Annotated in this window: 26 protein-coding genes; 15 read left to right on the top strand and 11 right to left on the bottom strand. The window is 71.3% G+C overall.

From position 1 onward, the window contains the following. Positions 1-3: 3 nt before the first annotated feature. Positions 4-228, bottom strand: a complete 225-nt coding sequence (locus tag DWB05_RS14755) for a hypothetical protein (protein WP_157967222.1) — start codon at positions 226-228, stop codon at positions 4-6. Here DWB05_RS14755 and DWB05_RS14295 point away from each other — a divergent pair. Further along, positions 227-1,363, top strand: a complete 1,137-nt coding sequence (locus DWB05_RS14295) for a glycosyltransferase family 4 protein (protein WP_114377878.1) — start codon at positions 227-229, stop codon at positions 1,361-1,363. The two genes, DWB05_RS14755 and DWB05_RS14295, sit on opposite strands and share 2 nt — an antisense overlap. Positions 1,364-1,392: 29 nt before the next feature. Here the strand turns inward: DWB05_RS14295 and rfaE1 are convergent, their stop codons facing one another. From rfaE1 to yajC, 3 genes are read right to left on the bottom strand one after another with little or no spacing between them, the layout of a single operon-like run. After that, positions 1,393-2,862: a D-glycero-beta-D-manno-heptose-7-phosphate kinase gene (rfaE1, locus tag DWB05_RS14290; protein ID WP_114377877.1), complete on the bottom strand. Its 1,470-nt coding sequence runs from the start codon at positions 2,860-2,862 to the stop codon at positions 1,393-1,395. 45 nt (positions 2,863-2,907) lie between these two features. Next, positions 2,908-3,627, bottom strand: coding sequence for a metallophosphoesterase family protein (locus tag DWB05_RS14285; protein WP_114377934.1), 720 nt, complete (start codon positions 3,625-3,627; stop codon positions 2,908-2,910). Between the two features lie 25 nt (positions 3,628-3,652). Then, the gene (gene yajC, locus DWB05_RS14280; protein WP_114377876.1) at positions 3,653-4,057 is read right to left on the bottom strand and encodes a preprotein translocase subunit YajC; all 405 of its coding nucleotides are present in this window, start codon (positions 4,055-4,057) and stop codon (positions 3,653-3,655) included. Between the two features lie 132 nt (positions 4,058-4,189). On the opposite strand from yajC, the gene DWB05_RS14275 reads away from it, so the two are divergent. After that, positions 4,190-4,948 (top strand): ABC transporter ATP-binding protein, encoded by a 759-nt coding sequence (locus tag DWB05_RS14275; RefSeq protein ID WP_114377933.1) that lies wholly within the window; start codon positions 4,190-4,192, stop codon positions 4,946-4,948. A 78-nt stretch (positions 4,949-5,026) separates the two neighbouring features. Here DWB05_RS14275 and DWB05_RS14270 read toward each other — a convergent pair whose 3' ends face one another. Continuing rightward, the gene (locus tag DWB05_RS14270) at positions 5,027-5,293 is read right to left on the bottom strand and encodes a hypothetical protein (RefSeq protein ID WP_114377875.1); all 267 of its coding nucleotides are present in this window, start codon (positions 5,291-5,293) and stop codon (positions 5,027-5,029) included. Positions 5,294-5,683: 390 nt separating this feature from the next. Between DWB05_RS14270 and dgt the strand changes: the two genes are divergently transcribed. From dgt to DWB05_RS14255, 3 genes are all read left to right on the top strand, one after another. Then, entirely contained in the window at positions 5,684-7,219 is a 1,536-nt protein-coding gene (dgt, locus tag DWB05_RS14265) for a dGTP triphosphohydrolase (protein WP_232818561.1), read from the top strand. Between the two features lie 109 nt (positions 7,220-7,328). Next, positions 7,329-7,613 (top strand): hypothetical protein, encoded by a 285-nt coding sequence (locus DWB05_RS14260; protein WP_157967221.1) that lies wholly within the window; start codon positions 7,329-7,331, stop codon positions 7,611-7,613. Between the two features lie 71 nt (positions 7,614-7,684). Next, positions 7,685-8,143 (top strand): host attachment protein, encoded by a 459-nt coding sequence (locus DWB05_RS14255; RefSeq protein ID WP_114377873.1) that lies wholly within the window; start codon positions 7,685-7,687, stop codon positions 8,141-8,143. Between the two features lie 13 nt (positions 8,144-8,156). Here the strand turns inward: DWB05_RS14255 and DWB05_RS14750 are convergent, their stop codons facing one another. After that, positions 8,157-9,062 carry a hypothetical protein gene (locus DWB05_RS14750; RefSeq protein ID WP_157967220.1) on the bottom strand — a complete coding sequence of 302 codons (906 nt, stop codon included), beginning with the start codon at positions 9,060-9,062 and terminating at the stop codon, positions 8,157-8,159. A 106-nt stretch (positions 9,063-9,168) separates the two neighbouring features. Next, positions 9,169-10,470: a DUF445 domain-containing protein gene (locus DWB05_RS14250; RefSeq protein ID WP_157967219.1), complete on the bottom strand. Its 1,302-nt coding sequence runs from the start codon at positions 10,468-10,470 to the stop codon at positions 9,169-9,171. 103 nt (positions 10,471-10,573) lie between these two features. Between DWB05_RS14250 and DWB05_RS14245 the strand changes: the two genes are divergently transcribed. After that, complete coding sequence (locus DWB05_RS14245; protein ID WP_198669191.1) at positions 10,574-11,284, top strand: M48 family metallopeptidase; 711 nt, start codon at positions 10,574-10,576, stop codon at positions 11,282-11,284. 35 nt (positions 11,285-11,319) lie between these two features. Here DWB05_RS14245 and DWB05_RS14240 read toward each other — a convergent pair whose 3' ends face one another. Next, entirely contained in the window at positions 11,320-12,624 is a 1,305-nt protein-coding gene (locus tag DWB05_RS14240) for a trypsin-like peptidase domain-containing protein (RefSeq protein WP_198669190.1), read from the bottom strand. Between the two features lie 128 nt (positions 12,625-12,752). On the opposite strand from DWB05_RS14240, the gene DWB05_RS14235 reads away from it, so the two are divergent. The 6 genes from DWB05_RS14235 (at position 12,753) to DWB05_RS14210 (ending at position 17,725) form a co-directional block, all read left to right on the top strand. Further along, positions 12,753-13,538: an SDR family oxidoreductase gene (locus DWB05_RS14235; protein WP_114377870.1), complete on the top strand. Its 786-nt coding sequence runs from the start codon at positions 12,753-12,755 to the stop codon at positions 13,536-13,538. 326 nt (positions 13,539-13,864) lie between these two features. Beyond that, entirely contained in the window at positions 13,865-15,763 is a 1,899-nt protein-coding gene (gene uvrC, locus DWB05_RS14230; protein ID WP_114377869.1) for an excinuclease ABC subunit UvrC, read from the top strand. 13 nt (positions 15,764-15,776) lie between these two features. Continuing rightward, positions 15,777-16,361, top strand: a complete 585-nt coding sequence (pgsA, locus tag DWB05_RS14225; protein WP_114377868.1) for a CDP-diacylglycerol--glycerol-3-phosphate 3-phosphatidyltransferase — start codon at positions 15,777-15,779, stop codon at positions 16,359-16,361. Between the two features lie 58 nt (positions 16,362-16,419). Continuing rightward, positions 16,420-16,983, top strand: coding sequence for a hypothetical protein (locus tag DWB05_RS14220; protein ID WP_114377867.1), 564 nt, complete (start codon positions 16,420-16,422; stop codon positions 16,981-16,983). Next, a complete protein-coding gene (gene moaD, locus DWB05_RS14215) occupies positions 16,980-17,231 on the top strand; it encodes a molybdopterin converting factor subunit 1 (RefSeq protein ID WP_114377866.1) in 252 nt (83 codons plus the stop codon). Before DWB05_RS14220 ends, moaD begins: the two co-directional genes overlap by 4 nt. 14 nt (positions 17,232-17,245) lie before the next feature. Further along, positions 17,246-17,725, top strand: a complete 480-nt coding sequence (locus DWB05_RS14210; RefSeq protein WP_114377865.1) for a molybdenum cofactor biosynthesis protein MoaE — start codon at positions 17,246-17,248, stop codon at positions 17,723-17,725. A 77-nt stretch (positions 17,726-17,802) separates the two neighbouring features. Here the strand turns inward: DWB05_RS14210 and DWB05_RS14205 are convergent, their stop codons facing one another. The 3 genes from DWB05_RS14205 to DWB05_RS14195 form a co-directional block, all read right to left on the bottom strand. After that, positions 17,803-18,153, bottom strand: coding sequence for an SPW repeat protein (locus DWB05_RS14205; protein ID WP_198669189.1), 351 nt, complete (start codon positions 18,151-18,153; stop codon positions 17,803-17,805). 126 nt (positions 18,154-18,279) lie between these two features. Then, positions 18,280-19,719 (bottom strand): ArnT family glycosyltransferase, encoded by a 1,440-nt coding sequence (locus DWB05_RS14200; protein WP_157967218.1) that lies wholly within the window; start codon positions 19,717-19,719, stop codon positions 18,280-18,282. 181 nt (positions 19,720-19,900) lie between these two features. After that, a complete protein-coding gene (locus tag DWB05_RS14195; RefSeq protein WP_114377862.1) occupies positions 19,901-20,800 on the bottom strand; it encodes a branched-chain amino acid aminotransferase in 900 nt (299 codons plus the stop codon). Positions 20,801-20,933: 133 nt separating this feature from the next. On the opposite strand from DWB05_RS14195, the gene DWB05_RS14190 reads away from it, so the two are divergent. The 3 genes from DWB05_RS14190 to DWB05_RS14180 are packed head-to-tail and all read left to right on the top strand — an operon-like array spanning position 20,934 to position 23,534. Continuing rightward, the gene (locus tag DWB05_RS14190) at positions 20,934-21,452 is read left to right on the top strand and encodes a MarR family winged helix-turn-helix transcriptional regulator (protein WP_114377861.1); all 519 of its coding nucleotides are present in this window, start codon (positions 20,934-20,936) and stop codon (positions 21,450-21,452) included. Positions 21,453-21,474: 22 nt separating this feature from the next. Beyond that, positions 21,475-22,194 carry a response regulator gene (locus tag DWB05_RS14185; protein ID WP_232818560.1) on the top strand — a complete coding sequence of 240 codons (720 nt, stop codon included), beginning with the start codon at positions 21,475-21,477 and terminating at the stop codon, positions 22,192-22,194. Then, positions 22,191-23,534 carry an ATP-binding protein gene (locus DWB05_RS14180; RefSeq protein WP_232818559.1) on the top strand — a complete coding sequence of 448 codons (1,344 nt, stop codon included), beginning with the start codon at positions 22,191-22,193 and terminating at the stop codon, positions 23,532-23,534. Before DWB05_RS14185 ends, DWB05_RS14180 begins: the two co-directional genes overlap by 4 nt. Positions 23,535-23,552 lie beyond the last annotated feature (18 nt).

Genomic DNA, 23,552 nt, shown 5'->3' with positions numbered 1-23,552 from the left:
TCGTTACCTCCTGATCGCGACGCGACGGACATGCTCCCGCCCGTTCTTCGGCAGCAGCGCGGTACCGGCGACGAGCACGCCGCGCATGACGGCGGCGAAGACGTGGCCGAGCCGGTCGGCCAGACGGTGCTTGGCGTCGAGCGACAGCATGGACGGTGCGTTGCTCCGGGCGAGACGGGACAGGAAGGCCGTTGCCGCACAGGGCGCCAGCCGGTAGGGCCGGCTCATGCCACGCCGCGCCCTCCTCGTCACCTACTCGCTGGAACTCGGTGGCACGCAACGCGCCACCGTTTTCCTCGCCGAAACCCTCGCCCGGGCCGGCTGGCGGGTGGATGTGTTCCTTTGTGCCGATCGGCCGCGCCACTTCACGCTCCCACCCGCCATCGCGGTGATCGAGGGCTGGCGGGCCAAGGGGCGCGCGAACGGGTTGGGGCTTGCCGGCCGTTCCGTCGCGCAAGCCCTCGCGCTCCGCTCCGTCCTCCGCGCGCACCGGCCCGACGTCATCGTCGGCCTGGGCAACACGCCATCCCTGCTCGCCCTCGCCGCCAGCCGCGGCCTCGGCCTGCCCGTGGTCGTCTCCGACCGCGTCGCCCCATCGCAGGACGGGATGGAACGCGGCCTCTGGCGGGTCGCCGTGCGGCTCCTCTATCCGCGCGCCGCGCGCCTGGTCGCAATCACGCAGGGCATCGCCACCGAGCGCGCCTGGCTGCCCGAGGGCAAGGTCGTCGTCATTCCCAACGCCGTGCAGGTCGATGGTCAAGCTGGTCCGCACGACCCCCGTCTCGTGCCTGCCGGTTCGCCACACCTCATCGCCCTCGGCCGACTCCATCCCCAGAAAGGCTTCGACCTGCTGCTCGAGGCCTTCGCCCGTCTCGCGCCGCAGTTTCCCGCTTGGCACCTCACCATTCTCGGCGAGGGGCCCGAGCGCGCGGCCCTGGAAAGGCTGGTTGCGCGCTTCGGGCTCGACGGCCGCGTTCAACTGCCCGGAGCGGTGCGCAGCCCGGCACCGCCCCTGCGGGCCGCCGCCGAAGCGGGCGGCGTGTTCGCCTTCCCCTCCCGCTATGAGGGTTTTCCCAACGCCCTGATCGAAGCCATGGCCTGCGGGCTGCCCGTCGTCGCCGCCGACTGCCCGCACGGCCCGCGCGAGATCCTGGAAGGCGGCAAGCACGGCCTCCTCGTCCCGCCCGAGAACCCGGAGGCCTTGGCCGAGGCGCTGGCCAGGCTGATGGCCGACCCGGCGCTGCGCGCCGACCATGCCGCCCGTGCCCGGGCCCGAGCGGCTGACTTCGCGCCCGAGAGGATCGCCCCCCTCTGGTTGAACCTCCTCGAGGAGGTCATGCGCGAGCATCACATCGCAGACTGACCCCCGCCGCCCGCGGTTGCGGCCGGCCCTCACCCCCTGAGCCGCGCGATGGTCGCCGTGGTCGAGTTGCCCGGCAGAAGCTCTGCAAGTAGCACCCGGCCGCCCCAGGACCGGACGAGATCGGCCCCCACCACTTGGTCAAGCGTGTAATCCGCCCCCTTCACCAGCACGTCGGGCCGCAACAGCCGAATGAGCTCGATGGGGGTGTCCTCCTCGAAGATCGTGACGAGGTCGACATCGGCGAGCGAGGCGAGCACCGCGGCGCGGGCGGCCTCCTGCTGAACTGGCCGGCCTGGCCCTTTCAGACGGCGAACGGACGCGTCCGAATTGAGCCCCACCACCAGCCGATCGCAGGCGGCGCGCGCCTGCTCGAGCAGATGGACATGGCCCGGATGCAGCAGATCGAAGCAGCCGTTGGTGAAGCCGATGCGCCAGCCCTTGCGCCGCCAGCGTTCCACCTGCTCGGCCGCCGCCTCGCGCGACACCACCTTGCGCAGCGCCCCCGTGGCCGGGGCGATCGCCTCCAGGAGTTCCGCCTCGCGCGCGACCGCAGTGCCGATCTTGCCGACCACGATGCCGGCCGCGATGTTGGCAAGCCGCGCCGCCACCGCGAGCTTCAGTCCGGCGGCGAGGCCGAGCGCGACGGTCGCCACCACCGTGTCACCGGCTCCGGAGACGTCATAGACCTCTTTCGCCTCGGCCGCGAAATGGCTGACGAAGGCGCCTTCGGGGCCTTCGACCAGTGTCATCCCGTCCTCCGAACGGGTGCACAGCACGGCCCGGATGCCGTGCGCGCGCATCAAGGCCCGGGCGGCATCCACCACCTGCTCGGCGGTCTCGGTCGGCAGGCCCGTGCCCTCGGCGAGTTCGCGCCGATTCGGCGTCACCAGGTCGGCTCCGGCGTAGCGCCCGTAGTCGCGCCCCTTCGGATCCACCACCACCAGCCGGCGCCGCTCCTGCGCCGCCGCGATCAGCCGTGCGGCCGTATCGTTCGCCACCACGCCCTTCTGGTAGTCGCTGATCACCACCACCCGACAGGCCGCCATGGCATCCGCTGCGATGCTGATCAGGCGATCGGCCAGTTTCGGGTGGATGGGCTCGACCGTCTCGCGATCCGCCCGCAGCAGCTGCTGCCCGGCGGCGATGTAGCGCGTCTTCACCGTGGTCAGCCGCCCGCCCTGAACGAGCAGCCAGGGCTCGACGTTTGGCTGGCCGCCGATCAGGGCGGTGAGATCGGCCCCCGCCTCGTCGTCGCCGACCACCGTGAGGAAAGCCGCAGAACCGCCCAACGCCGTGATGTTGCGAACGACGTTCCCGGCCCCTCCCGGCATCGCCACCTCACGCTCGACCGTGACGACGGGGATCGGCGCCTCCGGGCTCACCCGCTCGACCGTGCCGTACACGTAGCGGTCGAGCATCGCGTCACCGACCACCAGCACCGACCCTCGCCTCAGGCTGCGGACGGCGGAGGCGAGGTCGGGCTGGTCGGGCTCGTTCATGACAGTTCGATTAGCGGCAGCGTTTCGGACCGGCAAGGTCGCAGGTCAGACATGAAGGAAGCGCATACGATCCGCCCACAGCACGAGGGCCGTGAGCTTGCCGCCGTAGACCGCGCCGGTGTCGATGCCGATGCGGTTCGGCCGCACCACGGGCTCGCGCGTCGGCGTATGACCGTGGACGATCACCGCACCATGGTCGTCCGGTGACGACAGGAACGGCTCGCGGATCCAGAGCAGATCCTCCTCATCCTGCGCCTCGAGCGGCACGCCGGGCCGGATGCCGGCATGCGCGAAAAGATATCCTCCTGCCCTGTGGCATCGCGCGAGCCGACGCAGGAAGCCGACATGCGGCTCGCCCACCCGGTCGGCCCAGCGCGCGGCCGGCAGCGTATCATCCACGCCGTAGGAGGCGAGCGTCGCCGCCGCCCCGTTGGCGAGCCAGAGCGAGACCGTCTCCTCGTTCGGCCGTTCGAGGGCGGCCAGCATCATCGCCTCGTGGTTGCCCATCAGCGGCACCGTCTCGGCGGCGAAGGGGAGGGGGGCCAGCACCCGCTCGATCGCCCCCCGGCTGTCGGGGCCGCGATCGACGTAGTCGCCGAGGAAGACGATGCGGCGTTCCGCCTGTGGCGCCGCTGCCGCGTCCTCGGCGATCAGGTCGAGCAGACGGGCAAGGCGATCCGCACAACCATGCACGTCGCCGATGGCGTAAACGCGGAGCCCCTCGGGCAGGCGGGCCGGCGCCGCACCTTCCTCCGTCCGTTCCACGCGCACGGCGCGGACGGGGCGGGGCTTAGCGCTCCCGGCCCGCGTCGTTGGCGGGCGCGGGCTCTGGCTGCTCCTTCGACGGCGCCGCCGGCTTCGCGTCCTTCGCCGCCGCCTCGCCTTCCTCGCGCAACACGGAACTGATCGTGTTCTTCACCACGGTCACCCGCACCTGCGGGTTCTTGGCGATCTCCAGGATCACCTCATCGCTGTCGGGTGCCACGCGCACCACGGTCGCGATCACCCCGCCACCGGTGACCACGCGGTCGCCCTTCTTCAGCGCTGCCAGCATCTCCCGATGCTCCTTCGCCTTCTTCTGCTGTGGGCGGATCAGGATGAAGTAGAAGACGACGAAGATCAGGACGAGCGGCAGGAGGGACATCAGCCCCCCCGTGGGGTCCGCACTCTGCGCATAGGCCGGGGAAATCAGCATCGTGGTCTCGGCGACGAGGGGTTGCGAAGGCGGCGGACCATATCAGCGGGGGGAGAGCGGTGAAACCCCGCCGGGTAGGCGCCGGCCGAAGGGGGCCTTGCGCCGGGCCGTAGGGCTCCGATGCTGCGGGGCATGGACATCGCCATCAGGGCCGAGGGCCTGACCAAGCGCTACGGCGAAGTGCTCGCGGTGGCGGACCTCTCCTTCACCCTCCGCCGCGGCGAGACCCTGGGCCTCTTGGGCGGCAACGGTGCGGGCAAGACCACCACCATCGCCATGCTGCTCGGCCTGCTGATCCCCGATGCCGGGCGGATCGAGGTGCTCGGCCACGACATGGCGACCGACCGCTTCGCCGCGCTCGCACGCATGAACTTCTCCTCGCCTTACGTTGCGCTTCCCCACCGTCTCACCGTGCGCGAGAACCTGCGCGTCTATGGTCATCTCTACGGGGTGCCGAGGCTCGAGGCGCGGATCGAACGGCTGGCGGAGGAACTCGATCTCGCGGGCCTGCTGGATCGGCCGGGCGGCGAGCTCTCCGCCGGGCAGAAGACGCGCGCCGCCCTTGCCAAGGCACTGATCAACGCCCCCGAGGTGCTGCTGCTCGACGAACCGACCGCTTCGCTCGACCCCGACACCGCCGATCGCATGCGCAGCTGGCTCGAACGCTATCGCGCCGAAACGGGGGCCGCCATTGTGCTTGCTTCGCACAACATGGCGGAGGTGGAACGGATGTGCCACCGGGTGCTGATGCTGAAGCGCGGGCGCGTGGTCGATCAGGGCGCGCCGGCTGAGCTGATCGCGCGCTACGGGCGGGAGGACCTGGAGGAGGTGTTCCTCGACATCGCCCGCGGTCGCGGTGCCGCGGCCGCGGCGGCGCAGGCGGCGGAGTAGGGAAGGCCGCCGCGATCCCTGGGATCGAGGAGGAAACTTCGGGGGAAAGGGCCGATGGGCCCTTTCCCCCGCGACCCCCTATCCCATCGCCCCAGGCGAATCGGCGAGCGCGCGGTGCAAAGCCACCAGGACCGCCGCATCCTCCTCCCACGCCAGCGCCCCGAGACACGCCCGCCGCGCGAGCTCGCCCATCACCAGCCGATGGAGCGGGCGAAAGAAGAGATCCGTCATCGCGCCCCCGAGGGCGCCATCGCGCTCGGCGTCGACCGCGACCCCGCAGCCGATGTCCGCGACGAGTGCGGCCGCATCGGCTCGCGGCAGTGCGAGGGTCTCGGCCCGCCGCACCGTGTGCGCACGATTACGACGGGCGGCGCACGCCGCGGCAGCGGAAACACCGCCGCCCGCGCGGCCGAAATGCCGAGGATTCCGTCCGAGACGCGGGCGAAGGCGCGGAAGATGAGCTCCAAAGCCCGCGCGGCGAGCCGACGCAGCGGTCGCGGTACGGCGGCAAGACGACGCACGTCGAGGTAATCCTCGTGTGCGTCGAACACCACGCGGCAGCGGAGGAGAGCCTTGAGGAGCAGCGCGATGGCCCGCCTGCACCACCTGGGGCCGCTGCCGCGCCGCGACGAGGCCGATCGGCACGAGGAACAAAAGCCGCCGCAGCGCCCCCGGGGCCCGGCGCAGGGCAAGGCTCGCCACCCTCGGCGGCGGTGTCCCGCCGGCGACGCAGACATGAACCACCTCCAGCCCCGCCTCGGCAAGGCTCACCGCCTCGAGCCAGGCAAGCCGCCGGTCGTCCGCACGATGCGTCGAGGAGAGGAGGAGGATCATGCCCAGCCCGTCCTTTCCCTCACTCCACAAGGAGACAAGGAGAAGGAGGCCCACGGCGCCAGGCCGCAGATGACGGCATTCTGCCGACAGCTCGGGGTCGGCCTTGCCCGCGCTGCCCGCCTCCGCCACACCCTGCCCGCCATGCTCGACCTCGCCCGCGCCTTCTCCCGCGTGCGCTTCGGCGAAACCGCCCCGCGCGATGAGCCGCACCGCGACGCCTTCCAGCGCGACCAGGACCGCATCACCTACGCCCGGCCCTTCCGACGCCTGCAGGCGAAGACGCAGGTGCATCCCCTCCCGCACGACAGCCATGTGCGCAACCGCCTCGTGCACACCCTCGAGGTCGCCTCGGTCGGCCGCTCGCTCGGCGTGCTCGCCGCCGGGCGCATCGAACACCTGCTCGAACCCGCCGGCATCACGCCGCAGGAGGTGGGGGCGGTGGTACGCGCCGCGTGCATGGTGCACGACATCGGCAACCCCACCTTCGGCCACGCCGGCGAGGAGGCGATCGCCGCCGCGCTCGCCCGCCTGATCCCCGAACACCGCGTCAACGACGCCCCCGCCGACCTCGCCCATTTCGACGGCAACGCGCAGGGCTTCCGCATCGTCACCAAGATCGACATGCACCGGATGGACCGGGGCCTCCGCCTCACCTACGCCACGCTGGGGGCGATGCTGAAATACCCCTGGGGGGCACTCGATGAGCGCTCTCGCCGGGGCACCAAGTTCTGCGTCTTCGCCACCGAAGCCCAGGCCTTCGCCGACGTCGTCCGCCATCTCTACGGGCTCGACGACCCCGCCCTCGCGCCCCGCCACCCGGCGACGTGGCTGATGGAGGCTGCCGACGACATCGCCTACACCATCGCCGACCTCGAGGACGCGGTCGATCTCGGCATCGTTTCCGCCCGCGAGTTCGTCGAACTCGTCGGGCCGATCGCCGGCCGGCGCGACGGCTCTGTCGCCTCCCTGCGCGGCCAGGCGATCGGACGACTGATCGACGCCGCGGCCGAACTCTTCGCCGCCCGCATCGACGAGATCCTCGCCGGAGAGCCCTATCGCGGGGGGGCCCTGCTCGATGATCTCGCCGCGCTCGACGCGACGCTGGGTGAGGCCTTCCACGCCGCCCGCCGCACCAACGAGACCCGCGTCTACGGTCACGACCGCAAGGTCGGCTTCGAGTTGGCCGCCGACGAGATCATCGACACCGTGCTCGATCTCCTTTTCCCCGCCGCGCTCGCCTTCGCCGAAACGCGCGACGCCGAGAAACTGCCTCGGCGCTACCGCCAGGCCTTGGCGATCTTCGGCGACTACCGCCCCGACCCCGCCTGGCCGCGCGAGGAGATCCTGCGCTCCGCCATCGATGCCACCGCCGGCATGACCGACCCCTACGCCACCTTCATCGCCGCCCGGCTCCGCGGCATCGACGTTCCGCTCTGAGCCGGCGAAAACGGGGCGCGATCAAAAAACCGGACCAGCAGTGGGGCTCATCCCCCCGCCACCCGTCTTTTCGCTTGAAACCGCCCCCTCGCGTCGCGATCTCCTGAGCATGCGACGCCAGCGCCAAACGGACCAGGACCACGACCACGAGACGGTCTGGGCGGTCGAGATCCTCCCCGCCGAGCCGAATTCGCGGTCCGGCCCCGCCACGCCGCCCGGCTCGAGCCTGATGCGCAGCGTGATCTCCATCGCGGTGGTCGCCGGCGTGATTGGCCTCTTGGCGCTCATGCTCGCCTTCGCCGCCACCGTCGCTCTGATCGCGGTCCCCGTGGCCATCGGTGCCGGGCTGATCGCCTGGCTCGGCATGAAGTGGCGCGCCGCGCGCGGCCGCTGACCGCCCGGGGGTTTCCCCCGCTCCCAGGCGGGGTATGATCGCCAATCATCCGCAAGCGTCTGGAGGGCCGAATGCCTGCTCGCCCGACTTGGTTCGTGATCGCCGATGCCGCCCGTGCCGAGGCGCTCATCAAGCGCCGCGGCGAGACGGGCTACGACACCGTGCGGACCTGGGAGAACCCCGATGCGCACCGTCGCGACGCCGAACTCGGTGAGGACAAGCCCGGCCGTGCCTTCGACAGCCTCGGCCCGCAGCGCAGTGCGATGGAACCGCGCGAGACACCGAAGGAGGCGGCGAAAAAGGACTTCGCCCGCGATCTGGTGGCTGATCTCGAGGCAGCGGTTGCGTCCGGCGAGGCGGAGGCGGTGGTGCTGGTCGCCCCCCCGAAGTTCCTCGGCGAACTGCGCGCCGTGATGCCCTCTTCGCTCGCCCAGAAGGTGCGCGAGGAGGTGGCGAAGGACTACACCCAGCTCCCCCGCGCGGAGCTGTTCGCACGGCTCGACGAGCTTCGCCCCGTCGGCGCGGTTTGAGCCTTCGGCCCAGTCAGGGGCCGATCCAAAACCCGAACTCAAGGAAAGCGGCGCTTTTCCACCAGACATCCGTGAAGTAGCGGAGGTTTCGGCGACCCGCTTGCGATTGCAGCGGGCTGAGCTCGCTTCGGCCTTTCCGAACCGCTGAGCGTTCCGGCGTTTCAGGAACGACAAGGCTGATGTGACCCGGCGCGTTTCCTCTCGCCTGTGCGCAGATGACAGCGATTCGCCCTTGGTTCGCCGCGTCCTGCAGGACCCCAGTCTCGAAGACGCGCTGCCAACCATAGTCCTTCCCATATGCATTCAACCAGTCGAAAAGACCATTCGCCCGTAATTCTGAAACCGTTTGATTGTATTCGACCCGAGGAACACTCCCGTTTGAAATTTGCTGTAATGCACTTGGCTTCCACCAGACACGAGGCAGATAGGCACCTGCAAGATAACAGACGTCGTAGGCGTAGATATTGCAGAATGTTGCTCCGTTGGGGATGGGCTTCCAGCGCAGATGGGCGTCGTTTTCAACGTCAAGCCACTCGATGATACGGGTCAAATCCCCCGCGGGATCCGTCGTGCCGACACGCCGCCTCGGCATGCTCACCTCGTTCAGCGGATGGGCACGCCGCTCATTCCTGCGAGTGACCTCAACGCCGGGGCTGTGAGGGAGGTGAACCTCTGGCGGAACCCGACCGCTCATCGCCTGGGCGCCCGATGCGACTGCTTTGAGGAACTCAGCGGTGACAAAGCCTTCGAGCGGCTGTCCCGCCACCTCGGTCGACACGCGCCACCATCCGGGCGCCTCGGTCGCTTCTAGAAAGCGAACGCCGTGTCCCTGCGGCAGGAGCGTGATCGCGTTGTCCTCAAGCCTTGCGGGGGAGCCCCGCAAATAGAGGCCGTCCGAATCGACGATGTGCGTAACCATGACACCCCCCTCCGTCGCCGTGTCTTGGTCCTCGAGGCGTCCTCGAGGCGCGTAGCACCGTCCACTTCAGCCTGGCAGGCTGGGGAACTTGGCGGTGTGACCCGTGTCACACCGGCACGCGGCCGAACAGGGCGGAGAGGACCGCGTACAGCATCGCTCCGACCGCGGCGCCCAGGATGGTGCCGTTGAGTCGGATCATCTGCAGCTCGCGCCCCACCTTCAGCTCGATGCGCTCCACCAGGTCCTGGTCCGACCAGCCAGCGACCTTGGCGGCGACGAAGCCCTCGATGCGCGCCTGCGCCGCGGGTGCGAGGCCTGCGACGATCTCCTCGATCAACCGATTGAGCCCGTGCCGGGCACTCTCGTCGGCGTTGAGCGTGGCGCCGAGATTGGCGATGAATCCGGCGAGCGCGTCGACGATCCGGCTCTCCTCATGCTCGATGTCGAACCGCGCCATCTGGGAGAGACGAAGCAAGGAGTCCTCGAGCCAAGCCACCACCGAAGGGTGGCCGAAGACGTTGCTCAGCGCCTCGGCGATGCCGGCCGCACGAGACGGATCGCGTTCGAGACGGCGCACCTCGTGCTCGATCCAGGCATCGAAGGCGGCGCGAAGGTCGGAGTCGTCGGGCTCGATCCGCGCCAGTTCGGCATTGATCGCGGCGAGAATGCGGCGCGCGATCCACGCCCCGGCGACGATGCCCACCACCTGGCCGCCTTCCTCCCGCACGCGGGCCTCGATCGCCGCCTTCAGCCTCTTCTCGTTGCGGGCGAGGGCCTCCTTGGTGCGGGCAAGGGCGAAGCCGAACACCTTCTGGTGCTCGTTGCCGTCGAGCAGCGTGCGCAACAGCCGCCCGAGCAGCCGCCCCGTGCCCGGTCCCTCGACCACGCGGGGCAGCAGCTGCTGCAGGGTCGCGCGTGCCCGCCCGTCGGCGATACTCTCGATCAGTCGCGGCACGAAGGGGGCGAGCGCGGTCGCCGCCCGCCGCGCTGAGGCGGGGTCGGAGAGCCAGCGCGCCATGGCAGAGGCGACGTCCACCCCCTCCACCGCCTTCCGGATCGCATCCGGGGTGAAGAACTGGCGGGCGACGAAGCGGCCCATGCCGCCGGCGAGTCTCTGCTTCTCGCGGGGGATCAGCCCGCCGATGCCGGTCCAGCGGCCGAAGGGGTAGCGGAAGAGGGCGTTGACCGCGAACCAGTCGGCGACCGCGCCGACGAAGCCCGCCTTGGCGGCGGCGTGGGCGAGGTCGATCCACCACGGCCGCGGGGGTTCGACCGCGTAGAGACCGACCGTGGCGGCAAGGGTCGCCGCCATTGCCGCCCCCGCATAGAGCCGCCAGCGGGCGAGCCGGGCGCGATCCTCCGCCCGGTCATCCGGCAGGACCTCAAGCGGCGTGTTCGGGTCGCGCATGGGCGGAGGGGTAGGGGGTGGGCCGCCGGGCCGGCAAGGGGGCGGAGCCCGCGCGCAGCCATGTGATTGAAGCCCCCCGCGCGTCCCGCCATCCTCCCTTGCCATGGCCGACTCCCCGGTCGCCGAGCGCGAACTCCTTTCCCTGCCGCATGGGCCTGCCCCCGTGGTGTGGCGGCGCAGCGCGCGCGCCCGACGCGTGACCTTGCGCATCGACCCTGCGCGGGGGGCGGTCGTCGTCACCCTGCCGCCGCGCGCGGGGCGCCGGCAGGGCATGGCGCTGTTGCAAGCGCACAGCCGTTGGGTGGCGGATCGGCTCGGCGCGCTCGCCCCGCGCGTTCTGTTCGAGGAGGGGGCTATGGTGCCGATCCTCGGCGTGCCGCACCCGATCCGGCATCAGCCCGAAGGGTTCGGCGGCGTTTGGCGCGAGGACGGCGAGATCCGGGTCGCGGGCGAGCGGGCTTTTCTCGCCCGCCGCGTGGCGGACTGGTTGCGGGCGGAGGCGCGGCGGGAGATCACCCCCCGCGCGCTCGATCACGCCGCGCGGGTTGGGCGAACCGTGAAACGCATCGCGATCAAGGACCCGCGCACGCGCTGGGCCTCCTGCGCGCCCGACGGCACGCTCGCCTTCTCCTGGCGGCTCGTGCTCGCACCCCCTTGGGTGCTCGACTACGTGGTGGCGCACGAGGTGGCGCATCTCGTCGAGATGAACCACTCGCCGCGCTTCTGGGCCGTGGTGCGCGCCCTCACCCCGCACACCGACGCCGCGAAGGCTTGGCTTGCCGCCAACGGCGCGCGGCTCTTGCGCTACGGCTGAGGAGGGGCGGTCAGCGACCGGGTGGCGAAGGCCTGTCAGCGCCAGCACTCGAGGAGCAAGGTGGAGGGGTGCGCGATCTCGCCGACTTCGGCGGGCGGCAGCGTCTGGGCTGTTACGGCAAGGCGGGGCGTGACGCCGTTGCGACGGAGGAATTCAACGGCAACAGGGCCTTGGATCGCGAAATTGACGTTCTGCGGCAGGTCGCCTCCGGTGCGTTCGGCCACCCGAAGCGCGGCGAGCTTCGCCACCACCACCCCGACCACGTGCCCGCCGCGATCGAGCAGCGGGCCGCCCGAATTGCCGGACTGCACCGGGGCCGAGGTGATCAGCATGTTCGGATCGCCCCTCAGCCCGGCGAGCGCCGACACCTCGCCGGTGGTCAGGCTCGGGCTGGTGCCGAGGATCCCGACCAGCGGGAAGCCGTAGGTCACCACCTCGTCGCCGCGGCGTGGCGGGGTGGAGCGGAAAGCGAGGGCGGGCCCGAGGTCACGAGGGCCGGCGAGCAGGGCGAGGTCGCGCGAGGCGTCGCGTGCCGTGATCGCGAGGTCGACCCGACGCCCGCCCGGCAGCACGCCGACCATGCGGGCGCAGCCCTGGGTGACGTGCTCGTTGGTCAGCACCCGGCCTTCGGCGACGATGAACCCGGTGCCGGTGGCGGCGCGGCGCTGCGGCGCTTGCGCGGGTATCGGCGGGCGGGGGGAAGCAGCGCTGTCGCCGGGGATCGGCTGCGGCCGGTCCGTCCCCGCGGGCGGTTTGCCGGCGACGTTCGGCAACGGCGGTCGCGAGGGCGCCTCGGCCAGGCGCAGGGCGGCAAGGGTGGGGCCATCCAGGATCCCCGTCGGCGGCAGGCCCTGATCGCGCTGGAAGGCGGCGAGCGCTTGGCGCGTGCGCGGGCCGGCGACGCCATCCGCCGGGCCCGGATCATAACCGAGCGCGGCCAGCGTACGTTGGGCGGCGGCGACCAAGCTCGCCTCCGACACGGCGGGCGCAGCGACCTCCGGCGTGCGGCCGGGGCCGGTCACCTCGGCGGGGCGGCCGGGAGCGCCGCGGGTGAAGAACACCTCCGGCGCGGCGCAGAGATCGACCCCGCGCCAGTCGAGCACCGCACCCGAAGCGAGCACGAGGCGAAGATCGGCCCGGCAACCCGGCGGCACAGGCAGCACCACCGAGCCGCCCGCGCCGAGGGTGCGGCCGGCGATCAGGTTGCGTCCGCCGTCCACGGTGAGACCGATCGCGGTTTCGCCTGTGCGGTTGACGATGCGCACGCTCCGTTCCTGCGCCTCGACGGCGAGGGCGGGCAGGGCGAGGGCGGCAGCCAGCGCGAGCGGAACCAGGCGCATGGGCGTTTCATGCCCGGTCGCGGCGGCGGCGTAAACGCGCAGTCGGGTGAGGGGCGCATGCCGGCCCCCCGCGAACCGCACGCGGCTCTGCCTTGGCAGTCCGTCTTCGTGGCTCATTTTCCCGGCGCATGAGGCTCGCCGACGCCATCCTCCCCACCATCCCGCGTACCGCCCTGGTCACCGGCGGGGCGAAGCGCCTCGGGCGCGCCATCGTGCTCGCGCTCGCCGAGGCGGGCTTCGACGTTGCGGTGCATTTCCATACCTCCGCCGCCGATGCCTCCGAGGTGGTGCGTGCCATCGCCGGCCACGGCCGTCGGGCGGTGGCGCTCGCCGCCGACCTCGCGCGCGAGGAGGAGGTGGTACGCCTCGCCGATGCGGCCCGCGACGCGATCGGGCCGATCGGCGTTCTGGTCAACAACGCCTCGGTGTTCGAACGCGACGAGTGGCACGACGTGACTCGCGCCAGTTGGGACCGTCATCTGGAGCCCAACTTGCGCGCTCCGTTCGTGCTGACCCAGGCGATGGCGCGCGCCCTGCCGGCCGACCGGGAAGGGGTGGTGATCAACCTCCTCGATCAGCGCGTGTGGAGTCTCACCCCGCACTTCGTCTCCTACACGCTGAGCAAGGCCGGGCTGTGGGCGCTGACGCAATCGCTTGCGCTCGCGCTTGCGCCGCGCATCCGGGTCAACGGCATCGGGCCGGGCCCGGCCCTGCCGAGCCCCCGCCAGACCGCCGAGCAGTTTGCCCGCCAGGCCGCCTCGGTGCCGCTCGCGCGACCGACCTCGCCCGAGGAGGTGGCCCGCGCCGTGCTCGCCATCCTTGCCCTGCCGTCGATGACCGGCCAGATGATCGCGCTCGATGGTGGGCAACATCTGCAGTGGGCGGCTCCGTCCGGCGCGACACCCGAAGAGTGACATGGCTCGGCGCCGGCCATGCGGTCGGTGCAAATCTCGGTTGTGGGGTCGCGACGGTTGTCCACCGCTGCAAGGGCGCACGCGTGCATCCGAAACTGTCAAGGACTTGACAGCCGAGGCGAGGTTTTTGTTTCGTGGCCGCACGGCGAGTTCGTTCAAAAACAAAGGTTTGACGTTAGATGCCGAAAACTTGGGCAAACTCGTCAGATCACGCTTAGAGGCCGATTTCGGCGCCGCGGCACGGAAATGCCCCCAGGGTTATCCACAGGCTTCGTGGATCGTGACACCGGGCCTCCGAGTAGTGACGAGATGACGGGCAGCCACCCTTGAGCGAGAGAACCGAGGGTCAGCACACGCGACTTGTCGGCGCGGCGGCCATCGAGGCCGCCCTGCCCACCCTGCCGCTCGCCCCGGGCGTCTATCGCATGCTCGATGCGGGGGGGAACGCGCTCTACGTCGGCAAGGCGAAGAGCCTACGCAAACGCGTTGCTGCCTACACCCAGCCGGCGCGTCTTCCCGAACGCCTGCGGCGGATGGTGAACGAAACCGTCGCGGTCGAAGTGGTCACCACCCACACCGAGGCCGAGGCGCTCCTTCTCGAGAGCAACCTGATCAAGCGGCTGAAGCCGCGCTTCAACATCGTCCTGCGCGACGACAAGTCCTACCCCTGGCTGCTGCTCACCGCCGACCACCCGTTCCCGCAGCTCACCAAGCACCGCGGCAGCCAGAGCCGAAAGGGGCACTATTACGGCCCCTATGCCTCGGCCTGGGCGGTGAACCAGGCGATCACCGCCCTGCAGCGCGCCTTCCTCCTGCGCACCTGCAGCGACACGGTATTCGCCAACCGCACCCGACCGTGCCTGTTGCATCAGATCAAGCGCTGCGCCGCACCCTGCGTGGGGCGGATCGATCAGGCGGCCTACGCCGCCCTGGTCGCCCAGGCGCGACGCTTCCTCGAGGGCGATACCACTGCGCTGCAGGCGGAACTCGCGCGCGAGATGGAGGCCGCGGCCGAGGCCCTCGACTTCGAACGGGCGGCGGTGATCCGCGACCGCATCCGCGGCCTCACCCATGTCCAGTCCACCGACGTGGTCAACCCAGCGGACCTGGGCGATGCCGACGTCATCGCCTGCCACACCGCCGGCGGGCAGTCCTGCGTGCAGGTGTTCTTCGTCCGCGGCGGGCGCAACAACGGCAACCGCGCCCATTTCCCGGCCCACGCCAAGGGCGATGACGAGGGGGCGGTGCTCGCCGCCTTTCTCGGCCAGTTCTACGACGACAAGCCGCCGCCGCGGCTGATCCTGCTCTCGCACCCGATCCCGGAACTGGATCTCATTGCCGAGGCCCTCTCCCTGCGGGCGGGGCGCAAGGTGGAGATCACCGTGCCACAGCGGGGATCGAAACGTGCGGTGGTCGAACACGCGCTCAGCAACGCCCGCGAGGCGCTCGAGCGCAGGCTCGCCGAGAGCACCGCCCAGGCGGCCCTGCTCGAGGGGGTGGCCCGCGTGTTCGGCCTGCCCGCCCCGCCGGAGCGGATCGAGGTCTACGACAACTCCCACACCATGGGGCGCGAGCCCTACGGCGTGATGATCGTCGCCGGCCCGCAAGGCTTCGTGAAGGCGCAATACCGCAAGTTCGCGATCAAGGGCCCCGTCGCGCCGGGCGACGATTTCGCCATGCTGCGCGAGGTGTTCACCCGCCGCTTCGGCCGGGCCCTGCGCGAGAACCCCGCGCGCGAGGCGGGGGTATGGCCCGATCTGGTGCTGATCGACGGCGGTGCCGGTCAGCTCTCCGCCGCCCGGGCCGTCCTCGAGGAGCTCGGCATCGACGACCTGCCCCTCGTCGCCATCGCCAAGGGCCCCGATCGCGACGCCGGGCGGGAACGGTTCTTCCAGGAGGGGCGAGAGCCGCTCCAGCTGCCGCCGCGCGACCCGGTGCTCTATTACCTGCAGCGCCTGCGGGACGAGGCGCATCGCTTCGCCATCGCCGCCCACCGCGCAGGCCGGCAGAGGGCGCTCGGCCGTTCGGGCCTCGACGCTATCGAGGGGGTTGGACCGGCGCGGCGGCGGGCTCTGCTCAACCACTTCGGCTCGGTGCGCGGCGTGGCCCAGGCGGGGCTCGCCGCGCTCGAGGCCTGCCCCGGCATCGACAAGGCGCTGGCGCGGCGGATCTATGAGCATTTCCATCCCGGTGCGGCGCCGGATACACTCGGCGCACGCGGCTGAGCCCGAGGAGCCCGTGCCGAGCGATCTGCCCAACCTGCTCACCCTCTCGCGCATCGCCGCGATCCCGCTGATCGTGCTGTTCGGCCTGCTCCGCCTCCCCGCCGGCGATCTTGCCGCCTGCGTGGTGTTCGTGCTCGCCGCGGTCACGGACTGGCTCGACGGCCACTTGGCGCGCAGCCGCCAGCAGACCTCCGAATTCGGCCGCATGCTCGACCCGATCGCCGACAAGCTGCTGGTCGGGGCGACCCTCGTCCTGCTCGCCGGGTTGGGGCGGCTGTCCGATCTTGGGCTGATCGCCGCCGTCGTCATCCTCTCGCGCGAGATCCTGGTCTCTGGCCTGCGCGAGTATCTGGCCGGGCTCGCGCATGGGCTGCCCGTCACGCGGCTCGCCAAGTGGAAGACCGGGGTGCAGATGACCGCCTTGGGCATGCTGCTGGCGGGCGATGCTTCGGCGGCGCTGCTCGGCTTGGGATGGTTGCCGGTGCAGCTTGCCGGCGAGGGGCTGCTGCTGGTGGCGGCCGCCCTGACCCTGATCACCGGCTGGGACTATCTGGCGGCGGGGCTGAAGCACGTGCGCAGTGCGCCGGCGGCGGAGTAGGCTTGCGCCACCGGCCGCAAACGCGCAGATCGGAATGGGGCGGAGAGAGGGACGTGTCATGCGCGGCGTGGGGCTGATGGCCCTGTTGGTGGGTGGGTCGCTGCTGGCCGGGTGTGCTGGCTTCGCCGGCTCCGGTGAGGGGTTTGGCGGATTCGGCGCCTCGTCTCGCCCCTCCGTCCCGCCTGACAGCTACACCGGGCGCCGTCTCGTCGGCGCCGATGACGGGGTGAGCCCCCTGGTTGCCGACCCGGCCGTCGCCTGGCCGCGCATGACGTTGGAACGGCGTCCGCTGTTCGAGACGGAGGAGGAGCGTGCCGCGCGCGAGCGGCGCGAGCGCGCCCCGCGTGGCTCCTCCACCCGGCCCGGCACCGAAACCATCACCGGTCAGGACCCGGCCGAGCTGCAGGCGCGCGTGCCGCCGCGCGAGCTCGCGCCCCCGTCGGTGGTCCGCCGCGGCCAGGCGATCCCCGGCACCGAGCCGGGCACGGTGACGACGGGCGGAACGGGACGCATCGGCACCTTCGGCGGCCCGGCCGGCAGCGGCACCACCCTGCAGGACGGCGGCACGATGACCCTGATGGGGGCGGACGGGCGCATCCGCACCGTGCCGGCGCCGCGATGAAAATCCTTTATTTCGCGTGGCTTCGCGAGAAGGCCGGAACAGCGGCGGAGGAGGTCGAGCCGCCCGCCGGCGTGCGCACGGTCGCTGACCTGATCGCTTGGCTTTCCGCCCGTTCGCCGGGGCACGCCGCAGCCTTCGCCGACCTCGCGACCGTGCGCTGCGCCGTCAATCAGGATTTCGCCGGGCCCGAGACGCCCATCGCGCCGGGCGATGAGGTCGCATTCTTCCCGCCGGTGACCGGCGGTTGAACGGAGGAAGGGCCATGGCGCGGATCGTCGTGCAGGAGGCGCCGTTCGACACCGCGGCGGAGATCGCGCGTCTGACCGCGGGCCGGACGGATATCGGCGGGATCGGCCTGTTCCTCGGCGTGGTGCGCGACACCGCGGGCGGGCGGCCGATCGTGGCGATGACGCTGGAGCATTATCCGGGGATGACGGAACGGGCGCTCGGCGCGATCGCGGCCGAGGCCGAGACGCGCTGGCCGCTCCTCGGCTGCACGGTGATCCACCGCGTGGGCAGACTGATGCCGGGTGACCCGATCGTGCTGGTGGCGACGGCCTCGGCGCATCGTCAGGCCGCACTCGACGCTTGCGCCTTCCTGATAGACTGGCTGAAGACCAAGGCGCCGTTCTGGAAGCGTGAGGAGTTCCGCGACGGGAGTTCTGCCTGGGTGGCGGCGCGGGCCGAGGACGACGCCGCCGCAGCACGCTGGCTCACGCCGCGGCGGGCAGCGGCGGAGTAGGAGCCGAAGACGCGGAACGCCCGCGGAGGTGGGCCACGCGGGCGTTTTCATGCTCCACCGGTCGGGATCGCTCAGGCTCAGGCCTGCGCCGTCTTGCGCGGCTGGTATTCGTACCAGAGCGCCGCGGCGGCGGAGATCGCCATCAGGGCGCCGGCCGCCACATGGCTCCACATCGCCGCCGTCTGGGCGGAGAAGGTGAGCAGCCAGGGGGCGACGATCGACCATACGCCGGCCACCAGCGCCACCCAGGAGGCGGCGAAGGCGAACCAGGCGAGGGCGGCGACCCCGCTCAAGGCCATCACCGCGCCGGTGGCCCAGGCAGTCCAGGCCGGCACGGTCTCGCCAACGAAACCGAACAGCCAAGGGGTGACGGCGAGCGCCAGACCGACGAGGATCTGGCCGCCGAACAGGGCTTTCCTCCAGTCCATCATGGCGTGCGTCTCCTCTGTTCCGGTCCGCCCCGCCCGCAGGCGAGCGCACCCAAGGACGGGGCGTAGCCGGTTGATGCTGTGGGAAATGCGTCGCGAGCCTTCAAGAGGGGGCGAGGGCGCGCGTCAGTCGCGGTAGCCCCGGAAACCGTCCAGGCGCCACAGCGTGTAGCGCAGCGCGGCGTCGCGGTGGGTGGGCACGACGAGGCGGGCGAGGCGTTCCGCGCGGTCGAAGCGGGACACCACGTCGGTCGGATCCTCGCGGCGCGTCACGTACAGGAAGGGGCCGCGATCCTCGGGCCTGAGTGGAGCCGTCTGCTCGAAGGTGTTGCGCGCCACGCCGTCCGGTTCCCACATCCGCGCGTCGAACGGGTGCGGCCGGATGTAATAGGTCAAGCTCGCCATGTCGCGCCGCTGGTCGAACAGGAACCGCGCGCCCGCATGGGGGGCGGCTTCGCGCGCAATCGCCTGGCCGAGCACGTCGTAGCCGCGCTGGCGCATCCAGGGGTCGAAGCGGCGAGGGAGGTCCACCCCCGCGGCGGCGAGGGCAGGGGGCCCGGCGAAAATCGCCAGGGCGGCCGCGACGTGCAAAGCGACCGAAGCCCGCAGCAGCAGGGTGCGGGCCCGCGCCACCGCCCAGGCGGCGACCAGGATCGTGCCCGCTGCATAGATCGGCGCCGCCCAGTTCGCGTTCGCCCGCGAGAGGAAGGATTGGCCGAGGATCAGCGCGCCCAAGGGCACGACGAACAGGGCAAGGAGGCGCGTGCGCGCCTCGCGCCAAGTGTCGCGGCGGGACAGGATCCAGAGCAGGAGCGCGAAGGTGAGGGGGCCGAACACGCCGAACTGCGCGCCGAAGAACTCCGCCGCCTCGCCAAGGTTGAACGAGGCGCCGCGGGCGAGATTGGTGTTCTCGCCGACATGGCGGATGGTGGCGAAGCCGTGCAGCGCGTTCCACACGAGGTTGGGCGTCAGCACGAGGAGGGCGAGGCCGAGCGCGAGCCAGGGCCCCGGTCCTGTCAACGCCGGTTTGGGCCCGCGCTCGACGAGCCACCACAGGGCCAGGGACAGCAAAAACCCGGCCATCGTGTACTTGGCGAGCATGCCCACCCCCACCGCGAGGCCGACCACCGCCCACCACGCGAGGGAGGGGGCCTCGCGCAGGCGCACAAGGGCGTAGAGCCCTGCCGCCCAAGCCGGCAGGAGCAGCGCGTCCGTCGAGGCGATGGCGGAGGAGACGGAGACGGCGGGCAGGGTGGCGTAGAGCAGCGCCGTCCAGAACCCGGTTGGGCGATCGAACAGCCGGTTCGCGGTGGCGGCAAGGAGCAGTGCGGTCGCCGCGTGGGCGAGCGGGGAGAAGAGGCGGATGCAGCCCTCCGTCTCGCCGCAGAGGGCGGTGAAGCCGGCGATGGTCCAGGCGATCAGGGGGGGCTTGGAGTAGTAGCCGCCGGCGATGGTCTGCGCCCAGATCCAGTACTGCGCTTCGTCGGCGTAGAGGTTGGGCTCGTTGAGCCCGAGCCAGAGGACGCGGGCGAGGGTGAGGACGAGGACGACGAGGAGGGCGGGCACGGTAGGGTGTGTGGCAGAGCGGGCGACGGGCGCCAACGGCAGCGGCGTCTCAACAACGCGGGCGCCGCCGACGCCTCACTTCCTCAGACAGCAACACACCGGACCGGCCCCGCCGCCGCCGGACTCCGGATTCGCCTGGACGGCACTGGCGGCGTTCCGCGATGCGCAGACGCCGCCCCGGTCAGGCCGCGAGACGCTCGACCTCCTCGGGCGGCAGCCGCACCAGCCGCTCATAGTCCTGCAGCAGCGTCTCGGTGATCCGGCCCGGGGTGAAGCGATGGCCGTCGATCTCCGCCACCGGCGTCACCTCGGCGGCGGTGCCGGTCAGGAACACCTCGGTCGCCTTGGCGAGCTCCTCCGGCCAGATCGCGCGCTCCACCACCTTCATTTGCCGCTTGCGCGCGAGCGCCATCACCGTGCGGCGGGTGATGCCGTCGAGGAAGCAGTCGGGGGTCGGTGTGTGCAGCTCGCCGTCGATGACGAGGAAGATGTTGGCGCCCGTGGCTTCCGCGATCTGGCCGCGCCAGTCCAGCATCAGCGCGTCGTTGTACCCCTTCGCCTCGGCGGCGTGCTTGTTCAGGGTGGCGATCATGTAGAGCCCGGCCGCCTTCGCCGCCGTCGGCGCCGTCTGCGGATGGGGGCGGCGCCATTCCCCGGTGGTCAGCCTGATGCCCTTCATGCGGTCGTCGCCGAAATAGGCCCCCCAGGACCAGACCGCGATCGCGAGATGAATGGTGTTCTTCTGCCCCGACACCCCCATCATCTCCGATCCGCGCCAGGCGATCGGGCGGACATAGGCGTCCGAAAGCCCTGAGGCGGCGAGGGTGGCCTTGGTCGCCTCGTCGATCTGCTCCACCGTCCAGGGCAGGGCCATGTCCATCAGGCGGGCGGAGTCGACGAGGCGCTGGCTGTGCTCGCGCAGCTTGAAGACGTGGCCGTTGTAGGCGCGCTCCCCCTCGAACACGGCTGAGGCGTAATGCAGGCCGTGGCTCAGCACGTGCAGCTTGACCTCGCGCCACGGCCGCAGCACGCCGTCGTACCAGATCAGCCCGTCGCGATCGTCATAGGGAACGAGAGCCATGGAGGCGGGTCCTCGCAAGAGTGTTGCGTGCCGGGTGCGTTTCGCGCAACGCCACGCGACGCTAGGCGGGGTGGGTTGATATGTCAACGATACTGACGTAATCCCGCGCGGGACCCAGAGGAGACGAGTCCGCATGGACGGGCGGGGCACGGCGGGGCTTCTCTACCTGCGCGAGGAGGAGATCCGCCTCGCCATGGAACTGCTGTTTTACGGCTATCGCGACTTCACGGCTGGCCCGGATGCCATCCTGGCCGAACTCGACATGGGGCGGGCGCATCACCGGGTCCTCTACTTCGTCGGCCGCCATCCCGGCATCACGGTCTCCGAGCTGCTCGGAATCCTACGCATCACCAAGCAGTCGCTCGGGCGCGTGCTGCAGCCGCTGATCGCGGGGGGCTATGTGGTGCAGTCGCGCGGGCGGTCGGATCGCCGCCAGCGGCTGCTCTCGCTCACCCCGGCCGGCGAGGCGCTGGAGCGGCGCCTGTTCGAAAGCCAGCGCGCGCTGCTCGCGCGCGCCTTCCGCGATGCGGGCGGGCCGGCGGTGGAGGGCTTCCGCAAGGTGATGCTCGGTCTGCTCGGACCCGAGGCGCGGGCGCGGCTCGGGCTGCGCGTCGCCGCGGCCGGGGCACCGGTCGCCGGCAAGGTCGCCTGAGGGGAACGGCCGGGGGCGGGGCATGGCGCCGCCGATGCGCGAAGCCGCACCGCCGCCCGATGCGCCGCACATCCTGGTGGTGGATGACGACACGCGGCTGCGCGACCTCCTGCGCCGCTTCCTGCAGGGGGAGGGGTTCCGCGTGACCGTGGCGGCGGATGCCACCGAGGCGCGGGCCAAGCTTTCGGGGCTCGCCTTCGACCTCATCGTGCTCGACGTGATGATGCCGGGCGAGAGCGGCTTCGACCTCACCGCCTGGGTCGCCCGCACGCACGACATTCCGGTGGTGCTGCTCACCGCGCGCGGCGCGCCGGAGGACCGCATTGCCGGCTTCGAGCACGGGGCGGAGGACTATCTCGCCAAGCCCTTCGAGCCGCGCGAGCTTGCGTTGCGCATCCGCGCCATCCTGCGCCGCCGGGCCGCGCGCCCGGCCGCCGCCGCGGATGCCCCCGTCATCCTCGGCGATGCGGTGTTCGATCCCGCCCGCGGCACGCTGACCCGCGGCGCGGAGACGATCCGCCTCACCGGCGGCGAAGCCGCTCTCCTCGCGGCGCTTGCCCGCCGCGCCGGCGAGATTCTCACCCGCGAGGACCTCGCTGCCGCGCTCGGCCAGGAGGAGGCCGGCGAGCGCGCGATCGACGTGCAGGTGACGCGGCTTCGCCGCAAGATCGAGCCCGATCCGCGCGAACCGATCTTCCTGCAGACGGTGCGCGGGCGGGGCTACGTGTTGAAGCCCTCGTGACGGCACTGAAACGCTTCCTGCCGCGGACGCTGTTCGGGCGCAGCGTTCTCATCATCGTCACGCCCCTCGTGGTGCTGCAGGCGATCGCCCTGCAGATGTTCTACGGCACGCACTGGGAGGTGGTGTCGCGGCGGCTTGCGCATGCGGTGGCGGGCGACGTCGCACTCGCCGTCGCCACGCTCGAGCGCTTCCCCACGGAGGCCGACCGCGAGTGGCTCACACGGCAATTCCTCGCCCGCACCGATCTCGCCATCCGCTTCGCCCCGGGCGAGACGCTGCCCGCCTCTCCACCCGACGTGCTGGAGGGACCGACGGAGGCGGAGCTGCGCACGGCGCTGGCCGAGCGGCTCGGCCTGCCGTTTCGCATCGACTGGTCGAGCCGGACCGATCGCGAGGTGCAGATCCAGGTGCAGTTGCCGGACGGGGTTCTGCACGTCGAGGCGCCGGCGAAACGGCTCTTCACCGGAACGGTCACCGTGTTCGTGCTGTGGCTGATCGGTTCGGCGCTGATCCTGTTCGCGATCGCCGCGCTCTTCATGCGCAACCAAGTCAAGCCCGTGCGGCGGCTGGCGGCGGCGGCGGAAGCCTTCGGCAAGGGGGCGGATCCGGGCCCGATCAAGCCGGAGGGTGCGACCGAGATTCGCCAGGCGGCGGCCGCCTTCAACCGGATGCAGGAGCGCATCCGCCGTTTCCTCGCCCAGCGCACCGAGATGCTGGCCGGGGTGAGTCATGATCTCCGCACGCCGCTCACGCGGATGCGGCTTGCTCTCGCGGTGCTCGCACGCCGCAACCCGGAGGAGGCGGAGGAGATCGCCGCCCTGGAGGAGGACGTCGCCGAGATGGAGCGGATGATCGAGGGCTACCTCGCCTTCGCCCGCGGCGAGGCGGCGGAGCAGGCGCAGCCGACCGACATCGTCGCCCTGCTCGGCGAGGCGGCGGCGAAGGCCCGTGCCTCGGGCGCCGTGGTCGAGGTGGAGGGGGAGGGCGGGGCGCCGATCGTGCTGCTGCTTCGGCCGGACTCCATGCGCCGGTGCCTGACCAACCTGATCGACAACGCGCGTCGTCACGCCAAGAAGGTGTGGCTGGCGGCGCGGCGGGTGGCGCGACCGGGCGGCGAGGCGGTGGAAATCACCATCGACGATGACGGGCCGGGCATCCCGCCCGAACGGCGGGAGGAGGCATTCCGACCGTTCGTCCGCCTCGGCGACAGCGCGGGCCCAGGGCACACGGGGCTCGGGCTCACCATCGCGCGCGACATCGTGCGCGCGCATGGCGGCGAGATCCTGCTCGAGGACAGTCCCCAAGGAGGCCTGAGGGCGCGGATCAGGCTTCCCGCCTGAACCCGCAAACAGGAAGGG

It is taken from the genome of Elioraea thermophila (ex Habib et al. 2022) (genome assembly GCF_003336755.1).
GTDB lineage: Bacteria > Pseudomonadota > Alphaproteobacteria > Acetobacterales > Acetobacteraceae > Elioraea > Elioraea thermophila.
The sequence above is the reverse complement of the archived record's forward strand: the minus strand, read 5'-3'. Positions and strand labels throughout refer to the sequence as shown.

Bases quoted from the DNA above. Each gene is read 5' to 3' on its own strand.
- DWB05_RS14295 (WP_114377878.1), top strand. From the start codon at position 227: ATGCCACGCCGCGCCCTCCTCGTCACCTACTCGCTGGAACTCGGTGGC.
- DWB05_RS14755 (WP_157967222.1), bottom strand. From the start codon at position 228: ATGAGCCGGCCCTACCGGCTGGCGCCCTGTGCGGCAACGGCCTTCCTG.
- rfaE1 (WP_114377877.1), bottom strand. From the start codon at position 2,862: ATGAACGAGCCCGACCAGCCCGACCTCGCCTCCGCCGTCCGCAGCCTG.
- yajC (WP_114377876.1), bottom strand. From the start codon at position 4,057: ATGCTGATTTCCCCGGCCTATGCGCAGAGTGCGGACCCCACGGGGGGG.
- DWB05_RS14275 (WP_114377933.1), top strand. From the start codon at position 4,190: ATGGACATCGCCATCAGGGCCGAGGGCCTGACCAAGCGCTACGGCGAA.
- dgt (WP_232818561.1), top strand. From the start codon at position 5,684: ATGAACCACCTCCAGCCCCGCCTCGGCAAGGCTCACCGCCTCGAGCCA.
- DWB05_RS14260 (WP_157967221.1), top strand. From the start codon at position 7,329: ATGCGACGCCAGCGCCAAACGGACCAGGACCACGACCACGAGACGGTC.
- DWB05_RS14255 (WP_114377873.1), top strand. From the start codon at position 7,685: ATGCCTGCTCGCCCGACTTGGTTCGTGATCGCCGATGCCGCCCGTGCC.
- DWB05_RS14750 (WP_157967220.1), bottom strand. From the start codon at position 9,062: ATGGTTACGCACATCGTCGATTCGGACGGCCTCTATTTGCGGGGCTCC.
- DWB05_RS14250 (WP_157967219.1), bottom strand. From the start codon at position 10,470: ATGCGCGACCCGAACACGCCGCTTGAGGTCCTGCCGGATGACCGGGCG.
- DWB05_RS14245 (WP_198669191.1), top strand. From the start codon at position 10,574: ATGGCCGACTCCCCGGTCGCCGAGCGCGAACTCCTTTCCCTGCCGCAT.
- DWB05_RS14240 (WP_198669190.1), bottom strand. From the start codon at position 12,624: ATGCGCCTGGTTCCGCTCGCGCTGGCTGCCGCCCTCGCCCTGCCCGCC.
- DWB05_RS14235 (WP_114377870.1), top strand. From the start codon at position 12,753: ATGAGGCTCGCCGACGCCATCCTCCCCACCATCCCGCGTACCGCCCTG.
- DWB05_RS14220 (WP_114377867.1), top strand. From the start codon at position 16,420: ATGCGCGGCGTGGGGCTGATGGCCCTGTTGGTGGGTGGGTCGCTGCTG.
- moaD (WP_114377866.1), top strand. From the start codon at position 16,980: ATGAAAATCCTTTATTTCGCGTGGCTTCGCGAGAAGGCCGGAACAGCG.
- DWB05_RS14210 (WP_114377865.1), top strand. From the start codon at position 17,246: ATGGCGCGGATCGTCGTGCAGGAGGCGCCGTTCGACACCGCGGCGGAG.
- DWB05_RS14205 (WP_198669189.1), bottom strand. From the start codon at position 18,153: ATGGACTGGAGGAAAGCCCTGTTCGGCGGCCAGATCCTCGTCGGTCTG.
- DWB05_RS14195 (WP_114377862.1), bottom strand. From the start codon at position 20,800: ATGGCTCTCGTTCCCTATGACGATCGCGACGGGCTGATCTGGTACGAC.
- DWB05_RS14190 (WP_114377861.1), top strand. From the start codon at position 20,934: ATGGACGGGCGGGGCACGGCGGGGCTTCTCTACCTGCGCGAGGAGGAG.
- DWB05_RS14185 (WP_232818560.1), top strand. From the start codon at position 21,475: ATGGCGCCGCCGATGCGCGAAGCCGCACCGCCGCCCGATGCGCCGCAC.